The sequence below is a fragment of the Sedimentibacter sp. B4 genome, from assembly GCF_000309315.1.
GTDB lineage: Bacteria > Bacillota > Clostridia > Tissierellales > Sedimentibacteraceae > Sedimentibacter > Sedimentibacter saalensis.
The window spans coordinates 1-20467 of sequence record NZ_CANG01000921.1 but is presented as its reverse complement, the minus strand read 5'-3'; the positions used below and the strand labels follow the sequence as shown (position 1 = coordinate 20467).

Below are 20467 nucleotides of genomic sequence, written 5' to 3'. Positions count from 1 at the left end.
GCAGCAGCATATTAAATATTATATCTTTCAAGCATTTTCAACGCTATTTTTTCAGCAGTTATGGGAAGTTCCCTGAAGTTTAATCCTGTTGCATTGTAAATGGCATTTGCAATTGCAGGTGCAGGAGTGTTAATAACCACTTCACCTATGGATTTTGCCCCAAATGGACCTGTGGGTTCATAACTTGATTCAAATTCAACTCTTATGTTGCCGGCATCTATTCTGGATGGAATTTTGTACTGCATAAATGAATCGTTCATCATACGTCCATTCTCATCATAAATTATATCTTCAAACAGCGTCATTCCTATTCCCTGGACTAATCCGCCTTCTGTCTGGACTCTTGCAAGGTTTGGATTAATAGGAGTTCCGCAGTCAACAACTGCAGCATAATCAATTATGTCCACTTTGCCTGTAAGCTTGTCTAGTTCTACTTCTACAATTCCAGCCATGAATGGGGGAGGTGATGTAGGAGAATAATTAGATGCTGAGGCTGTCAGATAGTTGTTGAATCCTACAAGGCTGTTATTTCCAATGTCTTTTAATGAAATGCTCTTGTTTTCTTTCAGGGAGAACACTTCCTTGCCGTTAAACTCAACGTCATCAGAATTAAGATCAAGAAGTCTGGCTCCTTCATGAAGTATTTTATTTTTAAGAGTTTCGCATGCTTTAACAACAGCCATTCCTGTAATGTATGTTGTGCTTGAAGCATAGGATCCTGTGTCGTAAGGAGACACATCTGTATCAACGCCGTTAACTGCTATGTTGTCCAGTTCACATTCAAGACATTCTGCAGCTATCTGTGAAAGAATTGTGTCGCAGCCCGTTCCCATGTCAGTAGCGCCTATCATCAATGTGTAGAATCCGTCATCATTGAGCCTTATTTCCACTGCTCCAACATCAACATTTGAAATGCCTGAACCCTGCATGCATACAGCAACGCCCACTGATCTTACCTTATCATTTCCCATGTCCCTGCACGGGTATTTTTCATCCCAGCCTATCATTTCCTTAGCTCTTAAGAGACACTTGTCCAATGTGCAGCTTTTAAGTTCTTCATTGTAGTATGTGGGCATTTTATTTCCAACCTGTGATTGGGTGAGCATGTTTTTCATTCTAAGTTCTGTGGGGTCCATGTTAAGTCGTGCTGCCAGTTCGTTTATGGCTGATTCAAGTGCAAAGAATCCCTGAGTTGCGCCATATCCTCTGTAAGCACCGCCGCCCATGGTATTTGTGTACAACACATCGTAATTGAACTTGTATGCAGCTGCGCTGTTATAGATAGTCATGGCTTTGTGTCCGGCAAGACCAACTGTTGTTGGACCGTGGTCTCCGTACGCTCCTGCATTCCACAATGTGTCCATGTGTATAGCCTTTATCATACCTTCATCATCTGCCCCAAGGCGTATTCTGATTTCACTTTCATGTCTCGGGCTTCCGTTTGTAAGGCTTTCTTTTCTTGAGAACACAATTTTTGCAGGTTTTCCAGTTATCCATGTTACAACTGCAGGGAACATTTCACTTACAGAAGATTGTTTAGAGCCGAAGCCTCCGCCAATTCTAGGCTTAATAACACGTATTTTTGATTTCGGTATGTCCAGAGCATTTGCCATTATACGCCTTATATGGAAAGGCACCTGGGTGGAGCTTAAAATGTTAAGCCTGCCGTAAGCATCCATGTATGTGTACGTCCTGAATGTTTCCATTGCAGTCTGATGATTTGCCTTTGTGTGGTATGTTTCATCTATGATTTGAGAACATTTTTTTAATTCTTCTTCAACATTTCCAAATTCAAAAACTTCCGAAGCACATATGTTTCTGTCTTTGTCTGTTCCAACATCAACCAGAGATTTGAAATCTTCTTCCGGGTGCACAATTATTTTATTGTCCTTTGCTTTTCTAAAGTCAAGAATCGGTTCTAGAACATTGTATTTTACCTTTATTAATCCAATAGCTTTGTCAACTGATTTTTCATCCCATCCTGCAACTATTGCAACAGGATCTCCCACACATCTTATATGCTTGTCTAGAATTGCCCTGTCATAAGGACTGAACTCAGGGTATGTCTGTCCTGCAGTTGTAAACCTTGTTTTGGGAACATCTTCATATGTGAGCACGCATTCTATGCCGGGCACTTTTTTTGCTTTGTCTGTGCTGATTTCTTCAATCATGGCATGAGCATGAGGACTTCTTAAAAGCTTTACAGTCAGGCAATTTGGCGCTATATCATCTGTGTAAACGGGTTTTCCGGTAACCAGTGCTAAAGCATCTTTTTTTCTGACGCCTTTGTTAACTATTTTCATAAGAACCCTCCTTTACACATGATAAATATTTTTTTATGGCTCTTAGCTGTCCCATGTAACCGGTACAGCGGCAAAGATTTCCTTCCAGATATTTTTTGATTTCTTCCTCTGAAGGATTTTTAAGTTCATTTTTCATGGCAAGTACATTCATTATGAATCCCGGGCTGCAGAATCCGCATTGTTCAGCTCCCTCATCGGCTAAAAACCCACCGAATTCCAAGGCTTCTTTTTCAAGACCTTCAATGGTTGTGACATGTTTTTCGTTTGCCCGCACTGCAAGAGCTGAGCATGAAAGTACAGGCTTATTATCAAGCATGACGGTGCACAATCCGCAGTTTGATGTCTCGCATCCTCTTTTCACACTTAAAAACCCTTTTGATCTTATGAAATCAAGGAGCAGCATGTCAGGTGCAATATCATCATTAAATTCTTTGTTGTTAATCCATAATTTAATCTGCATGATTTCCTCCAATTATTTCTTCCATGTTTCTTTTTATAAGAACGTCAGCAAGAAGCCTGCGATACCTGGTATTTCCTCTCATGTTTGTTCCGAATGCCATCAATTTGGTTATATCTTGAACAGCCTTGTCTATTTCTTCATTACTTGGTTTTTCACTTAAGGTGAACTGTTTTAAAACTGCTTTTCCAGGGCGTGCTCCCACTGAAACATACCATTCATTTCCTTTGTTTGAAACTGCACAGGCAAGAACAGAAAAATCAGAAGAACTCATGCGGTGGCTTTTGTAGCACGATGATCTTCCATCTTTATTGATTATGATGTTCACTAGAATATCATTGTCGTAAGGCATTTCTACAAATTTTTTTAAAGGAACAATTCCTCCTTTGTGCAGCTCAACATAACTATCAAGAGACAATAGTGCGGTCAATATATCAGAAAAGCCAAATCTGGAATAAATGCTTCCTCCTATTGTTGCAAGGTTGCGCATTTGAACTCCCACGATGTGTTCAACTGATATTAAAAGCAAATTGTTGAAATAACTGTTCAATCCCAAGTGATTTTCCACATCTCTAAGCGTGCACATTGCTCCTATTTTAAAACTGTCATCATCTTCTTCAATTGTATTAAGATTGAGATTTGAAAGGTCAATAGCTGTTCCAATTTTCTTTCTTCCCATTTTAAGCCAGAGCATTCCGCCTATTATAACATTGCGTCTGTTTTGATTAAGCTCATATGCCTGATCCAGACTTTCGGCAACAACATATTTATCTATAGTAAACATGAATACACTCCCTTCATATAAATTAATCTATCTGAATAGTCACTTAATTTTACATTAATTCGACAAAATATTCAATCAGACTTTTATGGAAGGTATAAATAATTTGAATTGACAGATGATTAGACATTAAAAAACCGTTCATTACTTGAACGGGTTAGTTGATTGCAAAGTTACTTCCGACGTTGTCATTCTGAGGGCGTGGCCCGAAGAATCTCATGTTTTCAATAAAGATGAGATCCTTCACTAACGTTCAGGATGACAGCGTCAGGGTTTGTAAATAGTCTAATATTGAGGAAATTAATACTTTATAAATTTAGTGCCTGGTACGCCGCAGATGCTGCATTTATCAGGAACAGATGTTTCAATGTTTCCACATACAGGACATAAGTAATAAGTAACTTCTTCTGTATTGTCTATATTTTCCAAAGCTTCCTTGTATAATTTCGCGTGAACTTCTTCTGCTTTCATTGCAAAAGTAAATGAATTTATTGCTGCTTTGTTTCCTTCAGCTTCTGCTGCTTTAATGAATTCAGGATACATGCTTTCAAATTCAAATGTTTCTCCTGCAACTGCATCTGCCAGGTTGTCAGCTGTCGTCTTGATTTTTCCTGCAACTTCTAAATGTTTTTGAGCGTGCAATGCTTCTGCATCAGATGCTGCTTTGAAAAGTTTAGCTGCATTAGTTTTTCCTTCTGCTTCAGCTTTTTTTGCGTATGCAAGGTATTTTCTGTTAGCCTGTGACTCTCCAGCGAAACCATCCATTAAATTTTTAAGTGTTTTGTTATCTTCCATAATATCCTCCATAAATTTTATTTTATATTCTGCCTTACGGCGATTAAGCATTTGAACATTTAGGGCATAAGCCCTTGAAATACACATTTTTATCAGTTGTTTTAAAGCCGTTTAAATCATCAGTGTTTATTGAATCTATGTTTATTCCAAAATCAAAAATTTCTTTGCACTGCTGACATTTGAAGTGGCCGTGATTAAAGGTGTTTATGTCATATCTGGTTTCATTGTCCTCAATGTTTATGACCTTTACCAGATTTGCACTGGTCAATGAGTTTAAAGTGTTATAAACAGTTGTTTTTGACAGAGTTGGAACATCCTTGTGAAGTCCGTTGTAAATCTGGTCAACTGTAGGGTGACATTGATTTAAAACAAGGAATTCCAATACCTTCAATCTTTGATGTGAAAGACGTATATTATTTTTTTTAAGTTCTTCCAATAAATCTTCAAGTATTATTTTCATATGACACCTTCTTTAGATTTATATTGATTTCTAACTTGTAATGATTACAAACTAATAATACTATCAATAAAATGATTTGTCAAGCACAATTTATGAAAACATGTAATTTCTTTTTTATGATTACAGTCAGATACTATTACAGTAAGAAATCAGAATAATTAATCTACAATTCACTTATTATTTGTTTTTGTTGATAAATTATGTTAATTGAAGTATTATATATATAACATAATTTCGGAGAGTGAATGCAATGGTTGAAGAAAAACGATTTGCAGTGCTGATAGATGCGGACAATGTGTCAGCAAAATACATAAAGAACATATTGGACGAAATAACAAATTACGGTGTTGCAACGTACAAGAGAATTTACGCTGATTGGACAAAGCCCAATACTTCATCATGGAAAGATGTCCTTCTTGAAAATTCTGTTACTCCCATACAGCAGTACGGCTACACTGTAGGAAAGAATGCCACGGATTCAGCCATGATTATTGATGCCATGGATATTTTGTATTCCGGCAATGTTGATGGATTTTGCATAGTGTCAAGCGACAGCGACTTTACAAAACTGTCCTCAAGGCTCAGAGAGTCAGGCATGCTGGTGGTTGGAATGGGAGAAAGGAAGACTCCAAAACCATTTATTGCTTCATGCAATCAGTTCAAATATCTGGATGTATTGGCAGAATCGGAAAATCAAATTGCTGCTGACAATTCTTCAGGGCAAAGGGCCGATGGGTCAAAGACAGAAGGGGATAGTCAGGCAGATAAAACTTCAAAAGCATCTAAAAACAGTACAGACAAAAATGACAAGACTATGACTGATATAAACACCATTAAGATGGCAATTATCAAAATGGTTAATGAAATAGACGATGAAGATCAAAGCATGAACATAGGAGAATTAGGAAGCAGGCTTGTAAAAAGATATCCTGACTTTGACGTGAGAAATTACGGTGATACGAAGCTTTCTAAATTTTTAAAGAAATTTGACTTCCTGGATATGCATACAAAGGGAGCAGAAGGAACATCTCTGTGGGTGTCATTAAAGCACAATCCAACAGAGCAGGAATCACATGCTGAAGCTGCAAAGTCAGCCAAAACACAAAAAGTTCGAAAAAGAACCTACAACAAAAAAAAGAAAACACAATAAATTCCGGGGACGGACCTTTAATTCAATTACTGAATTAAAAGGTCCGTCCCCACAGTCTTGTATTCGTCGGGAAGATTTATTATTTCAGAATACAGGATGTCCCTGTAATCCATGTGCGATTTTTCGTCCATGTCAGCTGGAAAGTTTTCTGTTGATTTCATTCCCCGCCTGATAAAGTCATTTTTAATCGCATCACTTATTTCGCTTGTTTCAGATAATTTTTCTTTTAAAACAATGTTTCCACCGGATATGAAAAAAAGTTTGTACCCATTTTTCAGAGGTATTGTTATAAATATGTTTGAAGTCATGATGATTTTGTACTTATTTATTGCTGTTTTAAGATATTCCATGTTTTGAATCATGTTTCTGTACATTATTGCTGACTCGAAATTACACAGAGATGATTCTGTCTGCATTTTTTGATTTAAAATTTTAATGAAAATATCAAAGTTATTTCCGTCAGATAACAAATAGAGCAATGATTTTTTATTTTCCTGAAAAATTTCCTTGTTCATGGAAACAGGAAAGAGGTTATATTCAAAATCATAGCTGTCATTTGATTTTATTATGGGGTACAGGTTCTTTAACGAATCCATGATATCATACAGCATGTACTTGTTCCTGAAAGGTCCGAAGGAATTTTCTTCTCTTGTGCTTGTAACCTTTAAGGAATTGTGGTGGTTGAAGTCTTCTATTTTAAGATAGACGTAACGTTTGTCATTTTTCATCTGAGAGTTGAATATGGGCTGTATGGATTTAATGAGACTGCATTCCAGAAGCATTGCTTCTAAATGAGTGTCAGTGACCACGTACTCAATGTTGTCAATGAGTCGCACCATTCGGTTGACTTTTTCCCACTTAGGATTATCTGCAAAATAAGTTTTCACTCTTTTTTTAAGGCTCTTGCTTTTTCCGATATATATAATGTTTCCTCTTTGATCAATCATTTTGTAGATACCGGGAAGTTCAGGAAGTTGCTCAAGTATAGTTTTAATTTTGTCTGAAATATCTATCATTTATCACCATCATTATCTTTTGATTTCAGGTTGTATGTGTACTTCAAAATATTATCTATTTTATCCTTGTCAGAATAATTCACTCTTACTGCCAGTTCACGGTTGCTTTGAAAAATACTGTCCATGTAGAACACCAGGTTGCAATATATCCCTTTAAAAAACATTTTGTTTTCATAGGCACCGCCCCACTCATACTGGAGTAGCTTATCCTTATTATAAAATTTGTCTCTAACGAGCACGCCATCTTGAAATAGGGCGATTTTTACTTTTTCTTTGTTAATATCCAATATTAAAATACATACGGAAGCGATAATCATATAGAGACTGTTCATGAAGTCATTTGGATAACGCAACGTTTCATAATATTCAATCATCTTGTCATTTTCGTAAAAGTAATTGCTTAAGCTCTCTATATATTTGGGATTGAACAGTTGAAAAATACTGTTTAAATATTCTCCCTTAAGTATCCTGTGCATGCTGCTGATGTCTTTAGTGAACATGCCAATCCAAATGATCACAAGAATCAAATAAAACCATGCAAAGTTGTATTTGTTGTTCAGCTGCACAATAAGATAATCTTCTTTTTTTCTTCTTAGAGATATGTTTTTATTAATGGAATAGGCAGTATAAATAATTGAAAATGCGCTTACTACGGAATAAAAAAGCATTGAAACAGAAGCATTCATATAATCCCCTCCATCATTATAATAACACATTATCATAATAATTTCTCTACAATGTAAAAAATAATGCACCGTATGTAAAAATTCATTCTGGGGACGGACCTTTTAGTTCATTTATTAAATTAAAAGGTCCGTCCCCGGGTTTTATTTGCTTATTAGCTCTATGGCTTTGTCCATGGAATAATTTCTGCTCTGCCAAAGGGAATCTCTGCTGTAATTTTTTTCAATATTTTTAAAGTACAAATCTGCTTTATACCTGGTCATTATGTCTGCGTTGTTGTTTTCAACAAGCCTTGCTATCTGTGGAGCCGCGTCCACAGATAAACTCATGAGGTAATCTATATCCAGCGAATCTGTTTCTTTTGCAAGATACATATCAACATTATGTTTGGCAATTATGTAATCAATTTGAACCACATTCAAACACAAGTAATAACATAATCCAATAACCATGTATACGGCCATAATATTGAATTCAGGTCTCATTATAAATGCAGCAGTAATTATAAGACCAATGGATTCAAATATGAGGAATCCGTAAACCAAGACCCTAAGGCGTGTAAATCCGTATTCCTGGTCGTACAAATACATTCTGTAAAATGAAGATATGAGCATTACAAATGTTACTGCGCACAGATACATCATGAATATTTTTGTAAGATTTGACCATTTGCTTCTTTGAACATAAATTTTTTCTTTATATAAATATACTGTCAGTAATATAAGCCCAATATTTAAAAAGCTCAGGAAAATGAGTTCAAAAAATCCTCTTCTGGCATATTCGGCGTAATTTAAGTTTGCCGGCAAGACAGAACCCGCAAATAAATATTTGAACTGAATGAAAATAAACAGTGTATACACCAGCAGTATTGATGAAAGCAAAATATTTATGACAATTGTGTCTGCATTTTTGGGTCGTATTTCTAAGGTGAAAAATGCATTTTGGGAATCTGACTTTTTCTCTGCAAATACAATGTATATTAGACCAAACAAATACAGTCCTGCAATCATTCCAAAAATGATTTTAAATATTAACTCTATATCAAGCATTTTTGAAAACCATTCAAGTGTATTTTCAACTTTGACGGAAAAAACAAGGTCCGCAGAGGACAGCATAATCAACAGGAATACTACAAAGGGAAGAGATATGAATATTCCGAGCAATATGCTGGAATGAAGCTTTTTTTTCGCGTCATCGCTTTTATACTTATTGATCCATTTAAAAGGAATGTTGAAGTTTCTTAATGGAACAATAACATGTTCGAGTATTTTAAATAAGAATTTAAAATTAAGTTCTTTCACTGGGAAGTTGTCTGTAAGAATTGCAACCATGGTACTGTACAACAGTATTGTGCACAGGAAATTAGGCGCTCTCCATAAATAACTTCCGCTTAAGTAATAGTTAAGAGACAAAATGAATATAGGAACAAACATTAACAGTCCTTTTTTATTTTTTGCCTCTTCACGCTTATAGATTAAGGTGAATATTGAAACAAACTGAATGATTGTAAATACAGGAACACTTATTCCCGGGTTGTGAGTAAGTATTAAATATATGAAACTCACTGCTGAAAGCAGTCCATAAATAGACAGCTTAATTTTTATTGAATTATCCATGATTTACTCCTTAACATATTCTATAATATCTCCCGGCTGACAATCCAATGCCCTGCAGATTTCTTCCAGCGTGGAGAATCTTATGGCCTTGGCTTTGTTGTTTTTCAATATTGATAAATTGGCAGGCGTAATATTTACCTTTTCCGCCAGCTCCATGAGTCCTATTTTTCTCTTTGCCATCATGACATCTAACTGAATAACAATACCCATTGTATCCTCCTACACTGTTAAATCATTTTCATCTTTATAGTATACGGCTTGCTTGAACAAATCCTTGAGGGTCAGGCAAAACAAGCATGCAATAACAAATATGAGAATAATCACAATGGTTGATATGGTAAACCAAAACAAGCTTTTAATGCAGAATATAATTGAAATTAACATGCTTGCAACAGCCATCTTTCTAAGGCAAGTAACATTTTTTAAAACAAAGGGATTTCCTCCAATCAATGTTTTGAACATCACCCTAAGCTGCCATAAAATATATACGGAAGCAATGCCTGAAGCAATCAACACTAATATCATGGGCAAAATCAATTCATCCTGCAAGTTGAAGTAGTACACCAGCCATGGCTTAGAAAATGGTACAAACAAGCAGCAGATTATTCCTACAATGAAAAGTACATCAACACAAATTTTAGATACATAATGAACAAAACTATTTTTATACATGAAAGTCCTCCTTGCTTTTATAACTAAATTATAGCAGATGTTTTTCTAATGTCAATAATTATTTATTGATAATCAATAAATAATTATTGTTTGTCTTTCGCATTGAAGAAAACGCAAAAAAGACGGGCCATAAGAAATGCCCGCCGTGATTTATGAGATAAGTATATTTAAGCAATTAAGCTAGGGAAGAGTGAAGATGTAATGCTTTGAGGAATAGTTTTCTAAACTGGCCTCCATGCAGCGTATGTTGAATATCTGGTTTATTTTTCCGGTTTTTATAACTTTTTCAGGAACATCATGAACAGCAATATGACCGTTGTCCATGAGACATATTTTATCTGAGCAGGAAAAGGCAAGATTCAAGTCATGAAGAACCATGACAACTGTCTTACCAAGTTTTTTCAAGTTTTTCACAGTTTGAATTATTTCAAGCTGGTGGTTTATATCAAGATAAGTTGTGGGTTCATCCAGAAATATTATGTCTGTGTTTTGAGCCAAGACCATTGCAATAAATGATTTTTGCCTTTGACCTCCGGATAATTCCTGCAAGTTACAGTTTTTAAACTGTTCCAGGCCCATTAATTCAATTGACTCCTCAACAATTTTTTTATCGCTTTTCTGAGGAATTCTGGAAAAGTTCAAATATGGGAATCTTCCATGCATTACAAGGCCGTACACTGTAATGTTTGGAACTTCCTTGTTTTGAGGAAGATATGATATGTAACGTGCAATATCCTGGCTTTTCATAGTGGATAAATCTAAGTTTTTTCCATTAACATCAATAATAACTTCTCCTGACATTGTTTTTAACAAATTTGAAGAAGTTTTTAACAGAGTTGTTTTGCCGCAGCCGTTTTTTCCGATTATAGTTGTGATGGTACCTTCTTCAAATGAAATGTCTATGTTTTTAATTATTTCCCTGCCATTATATCCTGCAGTCACATTTTTCAAACTTATCATATATGACCTCTTTTCTTCATCAATAAAAGATACACAAAAAACGGTCCTCCAATAAAGGACATGATTATTCCCACAGGCAGTTCATAGGGTGCAAACAATATTCGGGAAAGTATGTCGCAAAAAAGAGTGAAGCTGCTTCCAAGAAGAGCACTCACAACAATAAGAATCCTGCTGTCGTTTCCAATCAGAAATCTTGCAGCATGAGGTACAATTAACCCTATGAAACCAATGAGCCCTGAAAAACTTATGGCACTTCCGGACAAAAGAGCAGCAACTGCCAGGAGAACAAATCTATACAAAGAAACATTAAGTCCCAGGGACTTAGCCGACTCGTCCCCTAAAGACAAAATATTCATGTCATAGCTTAGCATTAAAGATACTGCAATACCGAAAATTATAAATATGGCTGCATACTGAAGCTTTTCCATTGTTACTCCTGAAAAACCTCCAATCATGAATGCAGTCCTGCTTATTGAAGCATCAGGAACAATTGTGAGAACTGTGTCTGTTATGGCACTGATGAAACTTGATACGGCAATTCCTGATAATACAATGGTCATCCGCGAAGCTCCGGTTTTTAGAGCTATAAAATAAACAAGATTAACAGCAATCAGCGCTCCCATGAATGCAGCAATGGGAGTAAGATAAAAATTAGCAGGGAAAAATGCTGCAATAAGAACAACAAAAAGTCCTGATCCTGCATTTACTCCTATGACATTGGGGCTTGCAAGAGAATTGTTTAGTACAGTCTGCAATATAACCCCTGCAACAGACAAGGAGCTTCCGGCAAGAAGCGCTGCTAACATTCGGGGCAGTCTCACATAATTTACAATCTGATAAGCATTTGATGAAGACTCATCAAACAATGCATTTATTGTTTCTGTCAAAGTGAGTTTAGTTGATCCAAGAGAAATGCTTAAAATTATTCCTGCTGCAAGTGTAATTGAAAGCAGAGCCATAACAGCAATGTTATAGCTCAGTGAGTCTTTATTTGAAAATTTCAGGATATATAATTTTTGCCATGTATTCATAACTTTCTCCCCACTTTGCATTTGGTTTGTAGTGGAAAAGTTCCTTAGGAAGTACAATGTACATGCCGTTTTTTACAGCAGACAAATTGCTCCAGGCAGGATTTTTTTCTATTCCGCTTTTCATTGCTTCAATGGCTTTTTCTGTGTTGCCCATAGTTGTGACGAATATATAATCAGGGTCTTCTTCGATAATTTCTTCCATGCTCAACTCTTCCAGAATTGACTGGTGCTTTGACGCAATGTTTGTGGTTTTAAGGTCATCAAGTATCCTGCATGCAAAGTTGTCATCGTCCTTTGCCTTGGCACCCCCTGAATAGGCACGTATGAATAAAACTGATGAGTTTGATGATATAATTTTTGATTTCACCGTTTCAATTTTATTTTGTACTTCAAGGCCGTTTTTTTCATACAAATCTTTGTTTCCGGTTATGTCAGTACATATATCAAGCATTTTTAAATAATCCTCAAACTGTTCAACCTTAAAGTATGCATGAGGTATATTTGCTTTTGTCAATGTTTCTTTTAATTCCAAATGGCTTTCTATATCCGAGGAAAGGATTATGAAATCAGGAGAAAGAGACAATATTTCTTCAAGGTTTGGCTCTTTTATGGTACCCACAATCTTAGTGGTTTCAGATAACTTTATGTTTCGTTCTGAAATACTGTCGTCTGTTGTTCCGGCAATATTTCCTCCTGCAAGAATCCACGTTTCAGCATAAGAGCCTGAAAGAGCAACCACCTTACGAGGTTTTTCCTTTAATACAACCTCATTACCAAGGGAATCCTCAAATGTGTAGTACATATTTTCTGCGCTGACTTTAGTTTCATCAGATGAAGCTTGGCTATTGCTGCATGATACAGCAACCATTGCTGTTAGTAAAATCAAAATAAGCAGTGGTATTTGAATGTTTTTTTTCAGCACATTGCACCGCCCTTTGTTTTAATTCCAAGTATTTCTTCTTTTTTGTCCATAATATTGTCTGATACAAGCATTTTTCCTACTTCATCCACTCCAAGTCTGTCTACTGTTGAAGCAAAGCGTTCACCAGTTACACCTTTTAATTTGAACAACAATATTGCTTTCTCTGCAACATCCATGGCTTCTTCTTTTGTAAAAAGCTTTCTTATGGGAGAGCCCATGCGTATTTTTTTACCCCATCTCCCGCCAACGTATACTTTGTATCCTTTATTTCCATCGGGAATTGAATCAAAGGCACATTTGTTGATGCACATGCCGCAGTTAATGCAAATTTCTTTATCAATAACAAGTTTCGTATTTACTACTTTTGCTGCATTCATGGGACATACATTTTCAATGCTGCACTTTTTACAGCCCCTGCATTTGTCCTGGTTGTAGTTTGGAACCATTTGACCTACAATTCCCAAGTCGTTCAGGTCAGGCTTGACGCAGTTGTTTGGACACCCTCCCACTGCTATTTTGAACTTATGAGGAAGAGTCACACTCCTGTATCCTATGTAAAAGCGATTATGAATTTCAGTTGCCATTGCCTGAGTGTCGAAAAATCCGTTTGTACATACAGTTCCTTTGCATGCAACTACAGGACGAACTCTTGATCCTGTTCCTCCAATGGACATGTTGTCTTCTGCCACATGGTTTTTCACTGCTTCAATATCTTCAAATTTAATTCCAGGCAGTTCTACTGTCAGTCTTGAAGTGAATGCAATTTGTCCGTTTCCGTATTTTTCTGCAACCAAGGTTAAGTTTTTCATTTGTTTTGATGTAAGAACACCGTTTTCAGTTATTATTCTTGCTGAAAAGTGCTCCATATCATTGTTGGAAAGGAATCCTTCACCCTTAACTTTTTTTCTCTGCTCTGCTGTAATTTCCATATTTCCTCCGCTACATATTTTATATTTAATATTATAATACTTGAATTCCATAATTAAAAATAGTATTATTGTATAATATGATAGGTAATTACCTATGGGAGGAACCATGACAATAAGACATCTGAAAATTTTTATAGCAGTTTGCGATTACGGGAAGATGAGTCTGGCCGCAGAAAAACTCTTCATGGCTCAGCCGTCAGTGAGCCAGGTAATTGCAGAAATAGAACAGCACTACGGAGTAAGAGTTTTCGAAAGGCTGTCAAAAAAGCTTTATCTTACAGAAGCAGGAGAAAATCTTCTGAAGTATGCACGTCACATTGTTTCTTCTTTTGAAGAAATGGAAGACAGCCTCCTTAACTCGAGCAGCAACACCTCTTTGAAAATTGGAGCAACCATAACTGTGGGAACATGCGTGTTAAATGATATTTTAAATGACTTTAAAATAAAGAAACCAAACATAAGTACAAAGGTATATGTAGAAAATACAAACGTCATAGAAGAAATGATATTGAAGAGTAACCTTGATTTGGGAATAGTTGAAGGAATAATTAAAAGTCGGGACATAATTACAGTTCCAATAGTTTCGGATGAACTCATTCTTGTTTGTCCTTCCTCCCATGAATTTTCATCACTTGAAGAAATAACTGCAGAGAAGCTCAACAATCAAGACTTCATTCTCAGGGAAGAAGGCAGCGGAACAAGGGAACTTTTTGAAAAGAAAATCGAAAACCTGGACATAACAATTAACAAGAAATGGATTTGCAACAACTCAGAAGCCATAAAAAATGCAGTCATAAGCGGGCAGGGACTCACGGTCATTTCCCAAATGCTGGTCAGAAAAGAAATTGAAGAAAAAAAGCTGCATAAGATTAAAATAAATGACTTAAAGCTCACTAGGAACTTTTATCTTGCATACCACAAAAACAAATATTTATCTGATAATCTTAAAAGCTTTATAAGTACATGCATGGATTGTTCAATCAAATTAAGTTAAATATCATTTTCATTAATGGTTGACAAGAACAATATAATTTGCTAAAATCTAAAAAGTCGTCTGAAGACGATTAAATTTTGGAAGACCAAGATTATGACATCAAACCACGAAGGTTTTATTGCTTGAGAACAAGCATACTTTGTGGTTTTTATTTTATTTAACTTTGGAAAATTATGTCAATATTAAAAGGAGATGGTTATATGCATATGGCTGATGCGCTGATATCGGCTGCAACAGGCGGAGCAATGTGGGCTGCTTCTGCTGGCGCTGCCACATATTCTGTAAAAAAGGTGCAGACAGAAATTGAAGAAAATGAAAAAAAGATTCCTTTGATGGGGGTTATGGGAGCATTTGTTTTTGCTTCTCAGATGATAAATTTTACTATTCCCGGAACGGGTTCCAGCGGTCATATTGGAGGAGGCATCCTCTTAGCAGCACTTCTAGGACCTCATGCAGGATTTTTGACGCTGATTTCAATACTGGCAATTCAAGCTCTTTTTTTTGCTGATGGTGGGCTGCTTGCACTTGGATGCAACATATTCAACATGGGATTTTTCACATGCTATGTTGCATATCCTCTTATTTATAAAAAATAATACATAAGAAAATGTCAAAGAAAAATATTCTTATTGGCTCGCTGATTGCAGCTGTAGTGGGACTTCAGCTTGGTTCATTTGCTGTTGTACTTGAAACATTTTTTTCAGGGAAGACTGAACTTCCTTTTGGCACGTTTTTAATTATGATGCAGCCAATACACCTGGCAATAGGTATTGTTGAAGGACTGCTGACTGCTGCAGTCATTTCGTTTTTATGGAACACCCGCCTTGAACTTCTTGAAAGCAGCAACATGAATAAAGTTGATAACAGTCATAATAAAAAAGTTATTGTATTGCTTCTTTGTGCGGCACTTGTTATAGGAGGAATTGCATCATGGTATGCATCAAATAATCCTGACGGTCTTGAATGGTCAATAGAAAAAACAATTGACAGCAATGAGGTTGAAGGCAAAAGCAGCATACATGAACTTCTAAGAAATGTTCAGGAGAAAATTTCATTTCTCCCGGATTATAATTTTAAATCTGATCAGGAAGCTCAAACTCAAGCAAAACTTGGAACTTCAGTTTCAGGAATATCAGGAAGTATTTTGACGTTAATAGTTGCTGTATTAATAGGAAAAATTTCAAAAAAATACAGACAAATAAATAAAGGCTAAAATCAATAACTAACCGGGACAGACAAATGAATAAAATAACAAAATCAATGTATGGATTAAGGTATTTCGATGAAACAGCTCAAAATGACACGGTGATTCACAAACTGAATCCTTTGGTCAAATTATTGGTAAGTTTTTTTTACATTTTGACTGCTGTTTCATTCAACAAGTATGAAATTGTGTCACTGATTCCACTGGCAATATATCCGTCTATAGTTTTCAACCTTGGAGACATTAAGGTTATGCCTGTATTAAAAAGGTCGCTGCTGGTGCTGCCTCTTATTTTGCTTGTTGGAATTTCCAATCCAATACTTGACAAAGAAACGGTTGTAATTTTTGAAAATGTGGTTGTATCAAGAGGAATTTTATCATATATAAGCCTCATAATAAAAAGCACATTATCAGTTATATGCGGAATGCTTTTAATTGCAACTACTTCAGTGGACGATATTGCAAAGGCCCTTGGCAGCCTCCATGTGCCGAAAATTTTTATAATGGTTTTTTTGCTCACATACCGCTACACATATGTCTTGATTGAAGAATTTTCAACCATAAGTACTTCATATTTTTTAAGGGCTCCGGGACAAAACGGAATTCACTACAATTTGTGGGGACCGCTTTTGGGGCAGTTATTGATGAGAACATACGACAGAGCACAATCAATTTACAGTGCAATGTGCTTGCGTGGATACCAAGGGGAATATTATTCGACTAAAAATATTTTTCGCATCAACGATTATGTGTATTTGATTTTGTGGGATGTATTTTTATTTTTAGTCAGATTTTACAATGTGCCGGTAATACTTGGCAATATTATGACAGGAGCATTTTAATGAGTCATCACAATGTAATTATAGACAATGTTTACTATTCATATCCTGATGGGAAAAAGGCACTAAACGGCGTAAATTTTGAAATTTATCACGGAGAATCAGTGGCAGTCGTAGGAAGTAACGGTGCAGGTAAATCAACTCTTCTTTTGTCAATGGTAGGAATTTTGTTCCCTGACAGAGGTGAAATTAGAATAGGCAATGTTCCGCTTGATAAAAAAACACTTCCGTCAATAAGGCAGAGAATTGGTTTTACATTTCAAAATCCGGATCATCAGCTGTTCAGCACCACAGTTTATGATGATGTTGCCTTTGGACCAAGAAATTATAAATTATCAGAAAATGAAGTTAAGAAAAGAGTTGAAAGAGCCCTGGAAATTGTAGGAGCGTCACATTTGTCGGACAGACAGACCTACAAGCTTTCAGGAGGAGAAAAGCGTTCGGTTTCAATAGCTTGTGTATTGTCAATGGAGCCTGACATACTTCTCATGGATGAACCTTCATCCAACCTTGACCCTAAGTCAAGAAGAAGGCTCATTAACATATTGAAAGAATTTAAACACACAAAAATAATAGCAACTCACGACCTGGACATGGTACTTGATGTTTGCGAAAGAACAATAGTTATAGGCGAAGGCATAGTTCTGGCCGACGGAAAATCAGATGAAATATTAAGAAATGAAGAGCTTCTTGACAGATGCGGACTTGAAAAACCATTTGTGCTTCAGGGGTGTCCTGTTTGCTCAAAAATAAGCAAATGACCTAACATGGGAGGAATTATGGAAAATAAATTTTTATTGTTAGAAGAAAAAATAAGCAAGCTTGTTGAAGGAGGAGTATGTATTGCCTTTTCAGGAGGAGTTGACAGCAGTCTCATACTTAAACTTGCATGCGAAGCAGGGAAAAAACAAAACAAGAATGTATACGCCGTAACTTTTGAAACAAAACTTCACCCTGTTTCTGACGTAACTGTTTCAAAAAAAGTAGCAGGAGAAATGGGAGCCATTCATAAAATAATTCAGGTAAACGAATTTGAAAATAAGGAAATATTGAATAATCCCGTAAACAGATGCTATTTGTGCAAAAAATCGCTGTTTGTAAATTTGACTGAATTTGCAAAGAACAATGATCTTAAATACGTGGTCGACGGTACTAATGCAGATGATCTGAAAGTCTACAGACCTGGCGTAAAGGCTCTTGGGGAATTGGGAGTTGTAAGCCCCTTAGCAGAGCTTGATATATCAAAGCAGGAAGTAAGAGAAATGGCAAAGAGCTTAAACATTTCTGTTGCATCAAGACCATCGGCACCATGCATGGCTACAAGGCTTCCTTACAATACTGAATTAAATTTTGAACTTTTAGAAAAAATAGATAAAGCAGAGGATTTTATAAAAACCTTGGGCTTTGATGTGGTTAGAGTTAGGGTTCACAATGACATAGCAAGAATAGAGGTAACAAAGGAAAATATGATTAAATTGGTTGAAAACAGACAATCAATCATTGATTTCATGAAAAGATCCGGCTTTGTTTATATTACATTGGATATAGAAGGCTTCCGTTCCGGAAGCATGGATATTAATTTGGAAAAATAAAATAAAAGAGGTTAAGATGGATATTCACGAATTGCTGTTAAAAGTAAAGAACAATGAAATTGAATTGAGTGAAGCTGAAAAAACTCTTAAAAAACTTCCTTACGAGGACCTTGGGTTTGCAAAGCTTGACCACCACAGAATGCTTCGGTCGGGATTTGGAGAGGTTGTTTACTGCAGCGGAAAATCAACAGAGCACCTTGTTAGAATTTTTCAGTCATTCAATGAAAAAAATATAAACATAATGGGTACAAGAGCTTCAAAGGAACAATATGAAGCAATAAAAGCACTTTTGCCCGAAGCAGAATATGACGAAATGTCGCGTATTGTAAAAATAATGAGGAATGTTCCGGAACAAATTGGTTTAATTGCAGTGTGTACAGGAGGAACATCGGACATTGCAGTTGCAGAAGAAGCTGCACAGACAGCGGAATTTTTCGGAAGCAGGGTAATGAGGGTTTACGATGTTGGAGTAGCAGGAATTCACAGACTTCTTTCAAAAATTGAAGACATAAACAAAGCCAACTGCATTGTAGCTGTTGCCGGAATGGAAGGAGCCTTGCCCGGAGTAATAGCAGGAATGTCCGATAAACCAGTAATAGCAGTGCCCACATCAATAGGGTACGGTGCAAATTTCAACGGGCTTTCGTCTCTTCTTACAATGCTTAATTCATGTGCAGAAGGAATTGCTGTAGTAAACATTGACAATGGTTTTGGAGCAGGTTACATGAGCACACAAATAAACAGATTGGCGGTACAATAATGAGCAAAAGAATTTTGTATATGGAATGTTATTCGGGAATAAGCGGTGATATGACTGTAGCATCCCTTCTTGACCTGGGCGGTGACAGGGAAGTGATGATAGAAGGATTGAAGAGTCTGAATGTAGACGGATACAGCATAGAAATAGGAAGAACAAAGAAATGCGGCATAGATGCATGTGACTTTAATGTTGTTTTAGAACAAGATCATGAGCACCATCATGAAAATGAGCACATTCACGACCATGAACACCATCACAACCATGAACATTATCACGAGCACAGACATGAACATGAAATAGAACATGGACACTGTCACTCACATGAGCATGACCACCATGAACATTATCAAGAAGCAGATGACAGTCATGGGCATCATGCACATCATAGCCATGAACACAGAAACATAGTCGATATATTTAAAATAATTGATGAATCAAAAATTACAAACAAGGCAAAATCAATTTCCAGAAAGATTTTCCTGGTTGTGGCAGAAGCTGAAGCAAAGGCACACGGTCTTGGAGTTTCTGAAGTTCATTTCCACGAGGTAGGAGCAGTTGATTCCATAATTGACATTGTTGCTGTAGCCATACTTATTGACAACCTTGACATTGATGACATAGTGGTTTCAGAATTGTATGAAGGAAGAGGTCATGTAAAATGCCAGCACGGCATAATTCCTGTTCCTGTTCCTGCGGTCGTAAACATTGCAGCAGAACATTCTCTGCCTATAAGAATAACCGAAGCCAGGGGTGAAATGATAACACCTACAGGAGCAGCAATTGCAGCAGCTCTTAAGACTATGGATTCTCTGCCTCTATCCTACACCATCAAGAAGACAGGAACAGGTGCCGGCAAAAAAGATTTTGACAAAGCAAATGTGCTCAGAACTTATCTGATTGAAGAGTCAAATGAACAATCAGCAATAGACATGCATCATTGCCAAGGAAATAAATATATGTGGGTGCTTGAAACAAACATTGATGATTCTACGGGAGAAAATTTGTCATTCACAATGGAGAAACTTTTTGAAAGCGGAGCAAGCGATGTTTTCTTCACTCCAATTTACATGAAAAAAAGCAGACCGGCTCACAGACTGACAGTAATATGCAAAGAAGATGACATTAGAAAAATGGAATCTGAAATATTTAACAACACAACAACTATTGGTATCAGAAGATACAGGACTGAAAGGACTGTTCTTAACAGGGAAATAATAGAAGTGGAAACAAAGTATGGTCCTGTTAAAGTAAAAGTAAGCAGCTATGAAGGAAATATGTTTTATAAGCCTGAATATGAAGATG

The 20467-nt window shown here is 36.4% G+C and carries 21 protein-coding genes and 1 pseudogene; 8 read left to right on the top strand and 14 right to left on the bottom strand.

All coding sequences use genetic code 11. The features are described from left to right. Nucleotides 1-11: 11 nt before the first annotated feature. The 5 genes from BN358_RS15405 to BN358_RS15385 all read right to left on the bottom strand — a co-directional run bounded on the left by BN358_RS15405 (nt 12) and on the right by BN358_RS15385 (nt 4796). Nucleotides 12-2303, bottom strand: a complete 2292-nt coding sequence (locus BN358_RS15405; protein WP_019229436.1) for a xanthine dehydrogenase family protein molybdopterin-binding subunit — start codon at nt 2301-2303, stop codon at nt 12-14. After that, entirely contained in the window at nt 2290-2763 is a 474-nt protein-coding gene (locus BN358_RS15400) for a (2Fe-2S)-binding protein (RefSeq protein WP_019229435.1), read from the bottom strand. The genes BN358_RS15405 and BN358_RS15400 overlap by 14 nt, the downstream gene beginning before the upstream one ends. After that, nucleotides 2753-3544, bottom strand: a complete 792-nt coding sequence (locus BN358_RS15395; RefSeq protein ID WP_019229434.1) for a xanthine dehydrogenase family protein subunit M — start codon at nt 3542-3544, stop codon at nt 2753-2755. Before BN358_RS15395 ends, BN358_RS15400 begins: the two co-directional genes overlap by 11 nt. Before the next feature lie 297 nt (nt 3545-3841). Next, the gene (locus tag BN358_RS15390) at nt 3842-4336 is read right to left on the bottom strand and encodes a rubrerythrin family protein (protein ID WP_019229433.1); all 495 of its coding nucleotides are present in this window, start codon (nt 4334-4336) and stop codon (nt 3842-3844) included. Between the two features lie 43 nt (nt 4337-4379). Beyond that, nucleotides 4380-4796 (bottom strand): Fur family transcriptional regulator, encoded by a 417-nt coding sequence (locus tag BN358_RS15385; protein WP_019229432.1) that lies wholly within the window; start codon nt 4794-4796, stop codon nt 4380-4382. Between the two features lie 250 nt (nt 4797-5046). On the opposite strand from BN358_RS15385, the gene BN358_RS15380 reads away from it, so the two are divergent. Continuing rightward, nucleotides 5047-5946, top strand: a complete 900-nt coding sequence (locus BN358_RS15380) for an NYN domain-containing protein (protein ID WP_019229431.1) — start codon at nt 5047-5049, stop codon at nt 5944-5946. 26 nt (nt 5947-5972) lie between these two features. Here the strand turns inward: BN358_RS15380 and BN358_RS15375 are convergent, their stop codons facing one another. From BN358_RS15375 to BN358_RS15335, 9 genes are all read right to left on the bottom strand, one after another. Continuing rightward, entirely contained in the window at nt 5973-6962 is a 990-nt protein-coding gene (locus BN358_RS15375) for a GIY-YIG nuclease family protein (RefSeq protein ID WP_019229430.1), read from the bottom strand. Beyond that, the gene (locus tag BN358_RS15370; RefSeq protein ID WP_019229429.1) at nt 6959-7648 is read right to left on the bottom strand and encodes a hypothetical protein; all 690 of its coding nucleotides are present in this window, start codon (nt 7646-7648) and stop codon (nt 6959-6961) included. Before BN358_RS15370 ends, BN358_RS15375 begins: the two co-directional genes overlap by 4 nt. A gap of 141 nt (nt 7649-7789) precedes the next feature. Continuing rightward, nucleotides 7790-9262, bottom strand: coding sequence for a DUF4153 domain-containing protein (locus tag BN358_RS15365; RefSeq protein WP_019229428.1), 1473 nt, complete (start codon nt 9260-9262; stop codon nt 7790-7792). 3 nt (nt 9263-9265) lie between these two features. Next, on the bottom strand, nt 9266-9472 hold the full coding sequence (locus tag BN358_RS15360; protein ID WP_019229427.1) for a helix-turn-helix transcriptional regulator: 207 nt from the start codon (nt 9470-9472) through the stop codon (nt 9266-9268). Nucleotides 9473-9481: 9 nt separating this feature from the next. Further along, complete coding sequence (locus BN358_RS15355; RefSeq protein ID WP_019229426.1) at nt 9482-9934, bottom strand: DUF2975 domain-containing protein; 453 nt, start codon at nt 9932-9934, stop codon at nt 9482-9484. A gap of 180 nt (nt 9935-10114) precedes the next feature. Continuing rightward, nucleotides 10115-10894: an ABC transporter ATP-binding protein gene (locus tag BN358_RS15350; RefSeq protein ID WP_019229425.1), complete on the bottom strand. Its 780-nt coding sequence runs from the start codon at nt 10892-10894 to the stop codon at nt 10115-10117. Further along, nucleotides 10891-11925, bottom strand: a complete 1035-nt coding sequence (locus tag BN358_RS15345) for an iron ABC transporter permease (protein WP_019229424.1) — start codon at nt 11923-11925, stop codon at nt 10891-10893. Before BN358_RS15345 ends, BN358_RS15350 begins: the two co-directional genes overlap by 4 nt. Further along, nucleotides 11882-12847: an ABC transporter substrate-binding protein gene (locus BN358_RS15340; protein ID WP_019229423.1), complete on the bottom strand. Its 966-nt coding sequence runs from the start codon at nt 12845-12847 to the stop codon at nt 11882-11884. The genes BN358_RS15345 and BN358_RS15340 overlap by 44 nt, the downstream gene beginning before the upstream one ends. Further along, nucleotides 12841-13776, bottom strand: coding sequence for a hypothetical protein (locus BN358_RS15335; protein ID WP_019229422.1), 936 nt, complete (start codon nt 13774-13776; stop codon nt 12841-12843). The genes BN358_RS15340 and BN358_RS15335 overlap by 7 nt, the downstream gene beginning before the upstream one ends. Nucleotides 13777-13882: 106 nt before the next feature. On the opposite strand from BN358_RS15335, the gene BN358_RS15330 reads away from it, so the two are divergent. From BN358_RS15330 to larC, 7 genes and pseudogenes are all read left to right on the top strand, one after another. Then, on the top strand, nt 13883-14770 hold the full coding sequence (locus tag BN358_RS15330; protein WP_019229421.1) for a LysR family transcriptional regulator: 888 nt from the start codon (nt 13883-13885) through the stop codon (nt 14768-14770). A 200-nt stretch (nt 14771-14970) separates the two neighbouring features. Beyond that, nucleotides 14971-15983, top strand: a pseudogene (locus tag BN358_RS15325) (energy-coupling factor ABC transporter permease). A 26-nt stretch (nt 15984-16009) separates the two neighbouring features. Then, nucleotides 16010-16816 carry a cobalt ECF transporter T component CbiQ gene (cbiQ, locus tag BN358_RS15320; protein WP_019229418.1) on the top strand — a complete coding sequence of 269 codons (807 nt, stop codon included), beginning with the start codon at nt 16010-16012 and terminating at the stop codon, nt 16814-16816. Next, entirely contained in the window at nt 16816-17574 is a 759-nt protein-coding gene (locus tag BN358_RS15315; RefSeq protein WP_019229417.1) for an energy-coupling factor ABC transporter ATP-binding protein, read from the top strand. Before cbiQ ends, BN358_RS15315 begins: the two co-directional genes overlap by 1 nt. A gap of 18 nt (nt 17575-17592) precedes the next feature. After that, nucleotides 17593-18405: an ATP-dependent sacrificial sulfur transferase LarE gene (larE, locus tag BN358_RS15310; protein WP_019229416.1), complete on the top strand. Its 813-nt coding sequence runs from the start codon at nt 17593-17595 to the stop codon at nt 18403-18405. A gap of 16 nt (nt 18406-18421) precedes the next feature. Beyond that, nucleotides 18422-19165: a nickel pincer cofactor biosynthesis protein LarB gene (larB, locus tag BN358_RS15305; RefSeq protein ID WP_019229415.1), complete on the top strand. Its 744-nt coding sequence runs from the start codon at nt 18422-18424 to the stop codon at nt 19163-19165. After that, nucleotides 19165-20467, top strand: a 1303-nt coding sequence (larC, locus tag BN358_RS15300; RefSeq protein ID WP_019229414.1) for a nickel pincer cofactor biosynthesis protein LarC, incomplete at its 3' end; no start/stop codon positions are given. The genes larB and larC, both read left to right, overlap by 1 nt.

Bases quoted from the DNA above. Each gene is read 5' to 3' on its own strand.
- BN358_RS15395 (WP_019229434.1), bottom strand. From the start codon at position 3,544: ATGTTTACTATAGATAAATATGTTGTTGCCGAAAGTCTGGATCAGGCA.
- BN358_RS15405 (WP_019229436.1), bottom strand. From the start codon at position 2,303: ATGAAAATAGTTAACAAAGGCGTCAGAAAAAAAGATGCTTTAGCACTG.
- larB (WP_019229415.1), top strand. From the start codon at position 18,422: ATGGATATTCACGAATTGCTGTTAAAAGTAAAGAACAATGAAATTGAA.
- BN358_RS15400 (WP_019229435.1), bottom strand. From the start codon at position 2,763: ATGCAGATTAAATTATGGATTAACAACAAAGAATTTAATGATGATATT.
- BN358_RS15360 (WP_019229427.1), bottom strand. From the start codon at position 9,472: ATGGGTATTGTTATTCAGTTAGATGTCATGATGGCAAAGAGAAAAATA.
- BN358_RS15370 (WP_019229429.1), bottom strand. From the start codon at position 7,648: ATGAATGCTTCTGTTTCAATGCTTTTTTATTCCGTAGTAAGCGCATTT.
- BN358_RS15390 (WP_019229433.1), bottom strand. From the start codon at position 4,336: ATGGAAGATAACAAAACACTTAAAAATTTAATGGATGGTTTCGCTGGA.
- BN358_RS15380 (WP_019229431.1), top strand. From the start codon at position 5,047: ATGGTTGAAGAAAAACGATTTGCAGTGCTGATAGATGCGGACAATGTG.
- BN358_RS15345 (WP_019229424.1), bottom strand. From the start codon at position 11,925: ATGAATACATGGCAAAAATTATATATCCTGAAATTTTCAAATAAAGAC.
- BN358_RS15355 (WP_019229426.1), bottom strand. From the start codon at position 9,934: ATGTATAAAAATAGTTTTGTTCATTATGTATCTAAAATTTGTGTTGAT.
- BN358_RS15365 (WP_019229428.1), bottom strand. From the start codon at position 9,262: ATGGATAATTCAATAAAAATTAAGCTGTCTATTTATGGACTGCTTTCA.
- BN358_RS15375 (WP_019229430.1), bottom strand. From the start codon at position 6,962: ATGATAGATATTTCAGACAAAATTAAAACTATACTTGAGCAACTTCCT.
- BN358_RS15350 (WP_019229425.1), bottom strand. From the start codon at position 10,894: ATGATAAGTTTGAAAAATGTGACTGCAGGATATAATGGCAGGGAAATA.
- BN358_RS15330 (WP_019229421.1), top strand. From the start codon at position 13,883: ATGACAATAAGACATCTGAAAATTTTTATAGCAGTTTGCGATTACGGG.
- BN358_RS15385 (WP_019229432.1), bottom strand. From the start codon at position 4,796: ATGAAAATAATACTTGAAGATTTATTGGAAGAACTTAAAAAAAATAAT.
- BN358_RS15335 (WP_019229422.1), bottom strand. From the start codon at position 13,776: ATGGAAATTACAGCAGAGCAGAGAAAAAAAGTTAAGGGTGAAGGATTC.
- BN358_RS15315 (WP_019229417.1), top strand. From the start codon at position 16,816: ATGAGTCATCACAATGTAATTATAGACAATGTTTACTATTCATATCCT.
- cbiQ (WP_019229418.1), top strand. From the start codon at position 16,010: ATGAATAAAATAACAAAATCAATGTATGGATTAAGGTATTTCGATGAA.
- larE (WP_019229416.1), top strand. From the start codon at position 17,593: ATGGAAAATAAATTTTTATTGTTAGAAGAAAAAATAAGCAAGCTTGTT.